This is a genomic window from Deinococcus malanensis (assembly GCF_014647655.1).
Classification (GTDB): domain Bacteria; phylum Deinococcota; class Deinococci; order Deinococcales; family Deinococcaceae; genus Deinococcus; species Deinococcus malanensis.
The window spans coordinates 1-9950 of record NZ_BMPP01000041.1 but is presented as its reverse complement, the minus strand read 5'-3'; the positions used below and the strand labels follow the sequence as shown (position 1 = coordinate 9950).

General features: G+C 61.8%; 7 protein-coding genes and 1 pseudogene. 4 read left to right on the top strand and 4 right to left on the bottom strand.

Going from position 1 to position 9950, the window contains the following annotated elements:
• A partial coding sequence (locus IEY49_RS20725) for a sensor histidine kinase (RefSeq protein WP_268239118.1) occupies positions 1 to 297 on the top strand: 297 nt, incomplete at its 5' end.
• A 950-nt stretch (positions 298 to 1247) separates the two neighbouring features.
• On the opposite strand, the gene IEY49_RS20720 is transcribed toward IEY49_RS20725, so the two are convergent.
• Both IEY49_RS20720 and IEY49_RS20715 read right to left on the bottom strand, forming a co-directional pair.
• Entirely contained in the window at positions 1248 to 3401 is a 2154-nt protein-coding gene (locus IEY49_RS20720) for a heavy metal translocating P-type ATPase (RefSeq protein ID WP_189012252.1), read from the bottom strand.
• Between the two features lie 6 nt (positions 3402 to 3407).
• Positions 3408 to 3911 carry a DUF6110 family protein gene (locus IEY49_RS20715; protein WP_189012250.1) on the bottom strand — a complete coding sequence of 168 codons (504 nt, stop codon included), beginning with the start codon at positions 3909 to 3911 and terminating at the stop codon, positions 3408 to 3410.
• A gap of 132 nt (positions 3912 to 4043) precedes the next feature.
• On the opposite strand from IEY49_RS20715, the pseudogene IEY49_RS22120 reads away from it, so the two are divergent.
• Positions 4044 to 4198, top strand: a pseudogene (locus IEY49_RS22120) (transposase); the annotation flags it as partial.
• Between the two features lie 456 nt (positions 4199 to 4654).
• Positions 4655 to 4882, top strand: coding sequence for a hypothetical protein (locus IEY49_RS20710; RefSeq protein ID WP_189012248.1), 228 nt, complete (start codon positions 4655 to 4657; stop codon positions 4880 to 4882).
• 138 nt (positions 4883 to 5020) lie between these two features.
• On the opposite strand, the gene IEY49_RS20705 is transcribed toward IEY49_RS20710, so the two are convergent.
• Positions 5021 to 5431 carry an alpha/beta hydrolase fold domain-containing protein gene (locus IEY49_RS20705; RefSeq protein ID WP_189012247.1) on the bottom strand — a complete coding sequence of 137 codons (411 nt, stop codon included), beginning with the start codon at positions 5429 to 5431 and terminating at the stop codon, positions 5021 to 5023.
• Between the two features lie 227 nt (positions 5432 to 5658).
• The gene (locus IEY49_RS20700) at positions 5659 to 7188 is read right to left on the bottom strand and encodes a GGDEF domain-containing protein (RefSeq protein ID WP_189012246.1); all 1530 of its coding nucleotides are present in this window, start codon (positions 7186 to 7188) and stop codon (positions 5659 to 5661) included.
• Between the two features lie 629 nt (positions 7189 to 7817).
• On the opposite strand from IEY49_RS20700, the gene IEY49_RS20695 reads away from it, so the two are divergent.
• Positions 7818 to 9950: diguanylate cyclase domain-containing protein (locus IEY49_RS20695; protein ID WP_189012245.1), on the top strand; the 2133-nt coding region annotated here is incomplete at its 3' end.

The window sequence follows — 9950 nt, the reverse complement described above, 5'->3', positions numbered from 1 at the left end:
TACACCCGCACCCGAGCAGAAGCCCGCCTCCACCTTCACGTGCGGGAGACGGAAGCGGAGTTTGTGATCGGCGTGGAGGACAACGGGGTAGGGTTCGATATGCGTCATAAGGAGCGGTTGTTCCGGTTGTTTCAGCGCCAGCATCCGTCGAGCGTGTACGAGGGGTCCGGGCTGGGACTGGCGGTGGTGCGGCGGGTGACCGAGCGGTTCGGTGGCCGGGCGTGGGGTGAAGGGGCAGTCGATCGGGGGTCGACCTTCTGGTTCGCGTGGCCCAGACAACCCACGGTTCACGCGTGACGTAGGCCCCGGAGAGCCAACCGATCAGCATGTGCACAACCGCCCATCCTGGCAAGCTGTCTGGATACGCTAAACAGAACCCAACGAGGTGGTGTCAAGTTCTCACTCGCCCTGAGGCACCTTCAGGCTTTGGTCGTGGGGGTCATCCGTCAGCCCATGATCCGCAGGGGGCTGATGCCAGCGGAGTCGGTGTGAAAGTGTACCCTGCGCTTGAACCGGGGCGGGGTCTGCATGGTCGGGAACAGTCTGCTCACGCAGGCGAAGGAAGCGTGCGGAGGAGCCTTCTTCTGAGGTCATCCCAGTACCGTAATATTTCCACCTCGTCGCTGCTTTGGCCGAACACAAAGCGTTGAGGACTTCAGCGTGCTTGCTCCCGGGCTCAAGGCATGCAGCCCGCGCCGCGCAGGTCTACGACGTCCTGCCACCGTAGCTGGTCTCACGGATGTGATGCTGACGGCAGCTGTGCTCTCAACCTGACCAGCACCATGGCCTTCATGCTGGTGAACATCCACCTGATCAGAGCCCTGATGATGTGGTCGTCGTACCGGGCATCCTGATCGGGCCAGGATACTCGCACACCTTGATTTCTGTGAACGGTTCGCCGTTCACGTCAGCACCCTATGAAGGGGCGCGCTGCGCCATCGCGATCATCCAGAGCCGTGGATGGAGTGACGTCCTGGCAAAACCGTCGGCATGACGCATGATGTGCACGAACGCATCCTCAACCCACCGACCGGGATGCGGGACCTTCTTCGCATGAGCCAGCGCGTACAGGAGCCGCGCATACCGTCGGTGCAGCTCCCGCAGGGCGCGGAGGTCATGCGGCGAGGCCGTCGATGTGGGGGTGTGAATGGTGGAACGCAGGTTTACCTGGTTTTCGTTTCATCGACGACTGGCACAGGATTACGAGGGACTTCCTTACTTCTCAGCGGGAGATTGCACACCCTACTTCATGCGGTGCTTGACCCCTTTTCAGGCGGTCTCTCGCGCATTTCAGATGCCGGCAGCGACTCTCCCTCATTCGGTAACGCGAACCGCTCCACCTCTAGATCTCCCAGGCTGTACAGCGAAAAACCGATGGTGGAGGCGTTATGCAGCAGGGCCAGCAGGTTTCCAGGCAGCACGTTGAACAGTCCCAGCGCCAGCAAGCCGCCGTTCACACCGATGATCCCGGTATACAGCCCGGTCAGCCGCCGTTCCAGGCCCCGGCTCATGTGGCCCAGCTCCGTCAGTGCGCCCAGATCGTTGGACAGGATCACCACATCGGCCACCTGCTGCGCCAGATCAGCAGACTCAGCCATCACCACGGCAATGTCGGCAGCGTGCAGGGCTGCGCTGTCGTTGATGCCGTCGCCCACCATGACCACCCGGCGGCCCCGTCGCTGTTGCTGCTGCACAAAAAGGTGCTTGTCTTCAGGGAAGACCTCACTGTGCACTTCCTCAATGCCCAGTTCGGCGGCCAGTTCCCCGGCACGGGCCTGCTGATCCCCCGTCAGCATCACCAGATGCTTGCCCTGCGCCCGCAATGTGTCCATGACCTGCCGGGCATTCGGGCGCAGCGGCGCATCAATGCAGAACACGCCCGCCAGCTGCTGATCAATGCTGAAGTACAGCAGGTTGTACCGCTGGGCCTGCTCGGCGATGACCGCCTCCTGCTCTGCTGTGATGGGCACGCCCTCGTCCTCGATCACGAAATGGCGGCTGCCGATCACGGTGCGCTTGCCGTCGATCTCGGACTGGATGCCGTGCGACACGATGTACGTCAGTTCGCCGTGCATCTCGTCGTGCGGGATGTTCTCGCGATCGGCCTGCTCCACCACCGCGTGGCCGATGGGGTGGTAATAGTGTTCTTCCAGGCACGCCGCATACCTGATGACCTCCTCACGCGAGAAGCCGCCGAAGGTCAACACGTCCATCACCAGCGGGCGCGTGGTGGTCAGCGTGCCGGTCTTATCGAAGACGAAGGTGTCCGCCTGCGCGAATTCCTCGACGAAGCGCCCGCCCTTGATCAGAACCTGCTGATCGCCCATCTGCCGCATGGCAGTCATGACCACGATGGGTGTCGAAATTTTGAGGACGCACGAAATATCTACCAGCAGGAACAGCAGCGCCCGGGTCACGCTGCGCGTCAGGGCATAGGTGATCGCGGCCCCCAGGAAGTTGTAGGCCACCACCGCGTCAGCGCGGGTCTGGTTGAGGCGCTGACGCGGAGACTGGAAATTCTCCCCCCCGGTCATCAGGCGCACGATCTGGCTGATGCGGCTCTCGGTGGCAAGGCTGGTAACGCGCAGAGTCAGTTCGCCATTCTCCACCACGGTGCTGGCGTACACGGCGTCGCCCACCGTCTTAGGCACCGCCAGCGGCTCGCCCGTCAGGGTCGATTCGTTGACCATCCCGCGCCCACGCAGCACCTCCCCGTCCAGTGGAATGCCCCGGCCCGACGTGACACTGACGTGGTCTCCCACCCGCACGTCCGCGATAGCCGTTTCTTTCAGCCCGCCGCTCTCGGTGATGACCCAGGCGCTGTGGCTGAGGAACGACAGGCTGCCCTCCAGCCGCTCTCGCGAACGGGTTTCGACCCACCCTTCCAGATCCTCGCCCAGATTCAGCAGGAAGATAATGGAGGACGCGGTGGAGAAGTCTCCCATCAGTTGCGAGACGACAATGGCGGTGGCGTCCAGTACTTCCACGGTCAGGCGGCGCTGACGCAGGGCGCGCAGGGCGGGAGGAATGAAGGGCAATGATTTGATCAACGTGACCGGAGCGCGCACGACAGGCGGCAGCAGCGTGTGCGTCAGCGCCCGGCGCAGCGCCGCCTCGTAGAACACGTCGAACAGTTCGCGTTCTTCCGGCGCAATGCCGATGTCGCCGGGGTCCTGGCAGAGGTCCAGCACTTCCAGGCGTTGCAGCGCGTTCAGGAGAGCGGCGCGTGAACCTCTATATTCGAGAACCAGACCGCTGCCGTACTTGTAGACCGTCACGCGCGTGACGCCTGGCAAGGCCAGCAGCCGTTCGCGTAAGACCTTGCGGCCCGCCGGGCCGAAGGGAGAGTTCGACGAAACTCTTAAACGGCCCGGCCCGCTGTGTTCAACCTTAAAACGCACGCAGGCTCACTGGCTGCTGGTGTCTCCGGCGCCTTCCTTGTTGCTGATCGGAGCTGTCTTTTTCGGCTGCATGGCGCTCTCTTCCACCAGTTCAGCGTCCACGAGATCGGGGGCGTTGTTCTCGCCATCCCCGCTCAGGTCCGCATACTCGCGGCGTTTCTGCTCGCTGCGGTCTTTTTCGTAGATGCTGCGGGCGTCAGCCATCACGTCGTCGTAGGAGGCGCGCACGCCCTCGACGGACGTGTCCAGGGTGTCCTTGATCTTCATACCCTCGGCGATCAGGTGAGCGTACAGCCGCTTGGCATCGCGGCTGCCCAGCAGCTTGAGGCCCACGGTCCCGACAAGCAGACCGCCCAGAAAGCTGCGGGTGGTGGGGGCCATCTGGAGCTGTGGTGCGCGTTGACGCTGACCCGCTCCCCCACTGTAGGCCGCGCCATCGTTTCCACCATTTGGGGCGATGACCTTGATTTCGGGAACCTCAACTTTAACTTTCTTCTCGTGATCCGACATGGGTGCCTCCTCTTAGGTGTAGCCAACATACGCCCTGACACTGCTTGGTGGGACCGAGCCACATCTGAGCTTGCCCCGCCATCGTGGACACGGAGATAAGGCCCGGCAATGGGAAGTCGAAGTTAACCGTGCAAACGTCGTACCTTCGCCACCGAGTTCAAACAGGAAGCCGCGCAGCTCGCCAAGCGGCCAGACATGGCGCTAAGCCAGGTCGCGCGACTGAATCGCTGTTGCGGCGCTGGGTCAACGCCAGCGAATCCACCCACCCAGGAAACGGACGGGACGGTCATCTCGTCAGAATTTCGGGAAGCGCGTGAGCCGAAACGGCGTCTCGGGCGTGCCCCCCTGGGATGGATGGGGGGTGGGACGAATTTCCTCAGATGCAGCTCAGCAGCTCTGCTGTTGTTATTGCTCATGTCTGAGTAGTGGAAAAGCGGTAGCAACGGCACAACGTGTTCTGGACTAGGTAGCGGTGGAGGTGGTCGAGGCGTTCCTGATCGTCTGGCGTGTCAGGATTCAACATCCTGTAGATGTATCACTTCAGGGTGGAGGCACAGCAAAAAGAACCCTTAACACGTGACGGACACATGGTGTCCATCGTCCCGGCCGGCCCCCTCCACTATGCGGGCGCGAGCGTAAAAAAGATCGCGTTACGGGTTCTTCCTGGCAGAAAGGGGTAAGACACCAAAAGATAGCTTTGGGTATCTCAACCACACCCCAACGTTCCTTGGTCCGGAGGATTTATGCTCACCGTACACCTGCATCTCACGAACGGCGACACCATTCTTCTAGAAATGTCGCTCTCTGAAAAGAACAGATTCAGCCGGACGCTCAATCAGGCCACCCTGCCGTCGTTGCCTTTTGTTGCCGTTGTGAATGGGATGACGGTGGAAATCCCGTGGCGCTCGGTGGGGTATGTGTCGTCCTGTCCGCGGATGCAGTCCACCATTGTGCAGGAAGCGGCTGATTAACACGGAAAGGAACGCAGGCCACCACGGGGTGAGTAGCAGGAGGTTCGCGACGCTTGAATACACCAGGTGCAGGGTCTGGTGGGGGTAAGCGTATTAACCGCCCATCACGTCTGGAGTCACGCGCGCACCTTGACCCCATCACTCCAGGTTTTGTTTCAAACGCCAGTCCCGGCTGAAGTACGGGAAATTGGTGAACCCGTGCGGCATCGAGGGGTACTCATTCACCACGACCGGGACGTCCGCGGTGCGTAGGGCTTCAGCGTACCGAATGCCGTTGTCATACAGAGCGTCGTACCCGGCCACCTGAATCAGCGCCGGAGGCAGCTTCGTAGGGCTCGGCGCCCGCAGTGGCGAGAGTCGCCAGTCGGTGTTGAGGGCCCCTTCCGGAAGGTAGAACCGTTCGTACGCACTCTTGTCGGCCGCGATCAGGATGATTTGCTCCGCGTGCCTGCGGCGTGATTCAGAAACGTGGCCAAGGCCGAAGTCGGTGGCCGGATAGATCAGCGACTCGTTCTGCCGCACGGTGGTCAACACTTCCACGGCGCCCATGCGAGGCGTATGTCCGTCAAGCAGCACCAGGCGACAGGGACACCTCACGCCCTTCGTACAAACACAGATGCCGTTGGAGGGACAGCGTGAGCGGACCCAAGGTGATGTTCGGTGCCGGCTCGTGTTCCCTGAGCTGGGCCCGCATACGGGCCAGGAGTTCCTGCGGCGTGAACGGCTTCGTGAGGTAATCCGACGCACGGCCGGGAAGGGAGTCCAGCGAAGCATTCTCAACTGACTGGGTCGGGGGGAGCAGACGGAGGTGTGACTTCCAAAGCTGCCGGACGTGCCACGCGGTGCGTGCGCCGCTGAGTTTTCACGGCGTACATCCGTTCATCGGCCAGTCGCACCAGTTCAGACGGTCCGGCACACTCATCCGGGAAAAAGGCGATCCCCGCACTCACGTCCGCTCCTGAAAAGCCCCGGCGCTGCACGTCTGCCATCAGTGCCCGCAGCCAGCCGTGAAGGACGGGACCAGAGTCCACCCGGCTGTGGGACAAAATCACCGCGAACTCGTCGCCTCCCAGGCGGTAGCACCGGTCATCCAGACGCGTGTGCCTGTTCAGCACCTCACCGAAGGTCTGAAGCAAGCGGTCGCCTGCCTCATGACCCAGGTAATCGTTGATGGTTTTCAAGCCGTCCAGGTCCAGCACCATCAGCCCGAACCCATGCTGATGCCGCCGGGCACTGGCATGCACGGTGATCAAATCCTGTTCAAAGGCCCGGCGGTTCCCCAGGCCCGTCAGGGCGTCCGTCAACGCCGCGCGCTCCAGGCTCCGCAGGTGCGTCCGGCGTTCCATGGCCACGTTCACCGACAGCTGCGCGGCGTCGAAAAGCTGCTTTTCCCAGTCGGCCCAACCCTTGTTGTTGCCGACCTTGCTGGCAATCATCACGATGGTGTTCCCGGCGGTCAGGTCCGTGAGGGGCACCAGCGCGATTGATGACAGGTCTCCTTGAACGTAAAGAGGTATAGAAAGAGGGTGGCTTGAATAGTCGTCGATATAGACCGGCCTCTGCTGTTCAATGGCCAACCAGGTCAAGCCGCTGCCTCGTGCGACGGGAGCCAGCTCGGCCTGCAACAGGGCACCGTCGGCCCGCTCCGAACGCCAGATGGTGGTCAGGCGGGCCATGTCCCCCTCCTGCACCCCCAGCCCCAGCCAGTCAACGGCGAGGGCGTCCCGGAACTTGACGAGCACCTGCTGCGCCATTTCAAGCGGGTCATCTTGCCGTTCAGTCAGTTGAACGATCTCCAGGAGCGCCTGGTTGGTCGCCAGCGACTGTTGCAGTTCCAGCTCCTTGCGTCGAAGATCAGCGGTCGCCCTCAACGCCAGGCCGACCCGAGGGATCAGGGGGGGAAGGGCACACGCCGTGACGATACTCACGACGGCCGTGATGGCGCGAATGTAGGCGTCGAGCCAGTACACGGGCGTGATGCGCACCAGCACGTGCATGACGTGCGTGAAGCCACACACGATGATGAACAGGCCGAAGGCCAGCACCACCCAGTCAAACGGCAGGTGGGTGCGGTTCTGGTAGACGATCAGCGCCAGGATGAACGCGATGACGGTATAAGCGAGCCCGATCAGCAGGTCGCTGCCGACGTGCAGGGCGACCAGGGAGGCCGACCAGTCGTGGTGGTAGTCGATTTTGAAGTTGCGGTTCAGCAGGTTGTCGATCAGGCCGGGCCAGAACAGGGGGATCAGGAGTGCTGTGCATAGCAGCAGCAGGACGCGGAGGGGACCAGAGGAAGTGAGGTGCATGTGGCCTCCTGGAGCCATGTGGTGGGACACTCTTCTGCCCACATAGCTTTTCTTAATCCTCCCCCAATCTCTCTTTCATTATTGTGACATTCAGCCCCGAGTCTCGGGCCGGCCACCACTGTGGGTCCAGCAGATCTGCTCCGCACATCAGCCTTGGACAAGACCAGGGATGGCCCCACCAGCACCATGTCAGCGAAGACGTGATCTCTGAATGCACACGTCACGCACGAGCATGGAGGGCGTACCCGAACTCAATCCGCGGCCCAAGGTTCCCTTTATGAGCCAGGAACACCGTTCAGCAGCGTTTCATCCTGCGCAGGGCCTCACGGACGGAAGCCGTCAACGCATCCGACATGCCTCTTTGCGCACCTTCGTGTCGAAAGAGCGTCGTAACAGCTGAACAATCGGGCTTTTTAACTGTGCCGTTGGTAAGAGTTCGGTACGGCTCTGCGCTTCAATATTCCTTACGCCCCAGGAGCTTCGGCAGGCGAACCGACCAGGTGGGATTTGTATTGCAAGGCCTTCTTCTGCACTGTTTCCAAAAAAAGGAACGTCCGCCTCCACATCCACCCAGCAGGCTCACCAACTGAACGAGAGCAAGGACACACCCGCACGACCCCGAGGCCAACGTGAGCCACTCCCATCAATCACCGACACCCGCTGCCCTCCACAATGAGAAGGGCTCAGCCACCCCGACCCCGCACAACCACGAGTGGCCGTACCGTCTCCTGCTCGAGAACTCGACCAACCTGATTCTTCTGTATACCGCGCAAGGCCAGCTCACCTATGTTTCCCCTGCCTCGCTTCAGGTCCTCGGGTACACCCCCGACGAGTTCTTTCTGCAACCCGGACCGTCCCTGGTTCACCCGGACGACCTCCCAAGCTTTCAAGCCGCGGTCGCCGAACTTCTCAATACAAGAGTCGACTCGGTCAGACTTGAGTACCGCGCCCGCCATCGCCACGGGCACTATGTCTGGCTGGAAAGCATCTCACGGGCACACCGGGATCCAGCGACCGGAGACGTCATCAGTTTCCACTCTTCCACCCGCGACATCACCGCACGCCGCCACGCGGAAGAAGAACTGCGCCGGAATGAAGCTTTCTTGCGTCGCGTCATGGACAGCAGTGCGGACTGCATCAAGATTCTCGATGGGGACGGTTGCATCCTGTTCATGAACGAGGGCGGCCAGCGGTTGATGGACGTGACTGACTTCACCCTTCTGCTGGGCCGCAATTGGGTGGATGCCTGGGATGAAGAACAGCAGTCCACCGTGCGGAATGCCCTGGACGAAGCAAGGCGTTCCCAGAGCAGTTCCTTTCAAGGGCGGCTGCCCACCCTGACCGGTCAGGAGAAATGGTGGGACGTGATGGTGACGGCCATCGCGGCGGAGGACAGCCAGCCCGAACGCCTGCTGGTCATCTCCCGTGACGTGACCGAAGCGCGCCGTTCCCAACAACAACTCAGCGAACAGGCCAGCGAGAAAGTGGCGATCCTCGAGAGCATTACTGATGCGTTCTTCGCGCTGGACAGCCAATGGAACTTCACGTACCTGAACGCGCAAGCAGAGCGGTTACTGGAGTGCCGTAGCCATGACCTGCTGGGTCAGAACCTGTGGCTGATGTTTCCAGAGGCGGTGGGGAGCACCTTCGACCTGAAGTACCGCGAAGCTGCCCGCGAAGGTCATCCCGTGACTTTCGAGGAGTACTACGCACCCCTCAGCACTTGGTTTCAGGTGCGCGCGTACCCGTCCGCGCAGGGCCTGACGGTGTACTTCCATGACATCAATACTCGCAAGGTCGCGGAGCTGGAGCAGCGCAGCCACAACAGGGTGCTTGAGATGACCGTGCAAGGTCACCCTGTGTCTGGCGTGCTGCGGGAGATCACCTTCATGGTCGAGCAGCAGGCGCCGGGCCATTTCTGCGCGATCATGCTTGCGCAGGATGAGCATTTGACATTGGCGGCTGCGCCGAGCGCCCCGATTGCCTTTCATCAGGCGTTCGACACCTGGAAGGTTCAGGAAGGCGCGGGAGCCTGTAGCACCGCCGCAGCGACGAAGCAGACCATCAGCGTGGAGAACATCACCAGCGATCCGCTGATGGTTGAACTGCGTTCGTTTCTCGTGCCCGTGGGCGTCCGCGCGCTCACCGCCACACCCATCCTGGATGGTGACGGTCAAGTGCTGGGCGTGCTGGCGTTGTACGCCCAGCACCCGGGTCCATTCACGAAAGCCAGTCTCGAGACCATGGAGAAAGCCCGCCACCTCGCAGCCATAGCCATTGAGCATCGCCGGTTGACGGACCGGCTACACCATCAGGCCCAGTACGACCCGCTCACGAAGCTGCCCAACCGGTCGCTCTTCACCAGCCGTCTGAGCGCGAACCTGGCGATGGCCGAAACCGAAGGGCTTCCCCTGGCGATGCTGTTCATCGACCTGGACGACTTCAAGGGAGTGAATGACACCCTGGGTCATCAGGCGGGTGATCAGTTGCTTACCCAGGCTGCCCAGCGGCTGCGCGACTGCGTCCGTCTGGGGGACACGCTGGCCCGGCTGGGTGGGGATGAGTTCACGGTGATCCTCCCATTTGCAGACGAGGCGCGGGCCATCCAGGTCGCTCAGCGGATTCTCGCGGCATTCTCCGTCCCTCTGACGGTGGCCAGGCGTGAACTGTTTATCGGTGTCTCCATTGGGATCAGCGCCTACCCACACGGTGGCCGGGATCCCGAATCGTTGCAGCGGCATGCGGATATGGCGATGTACCGT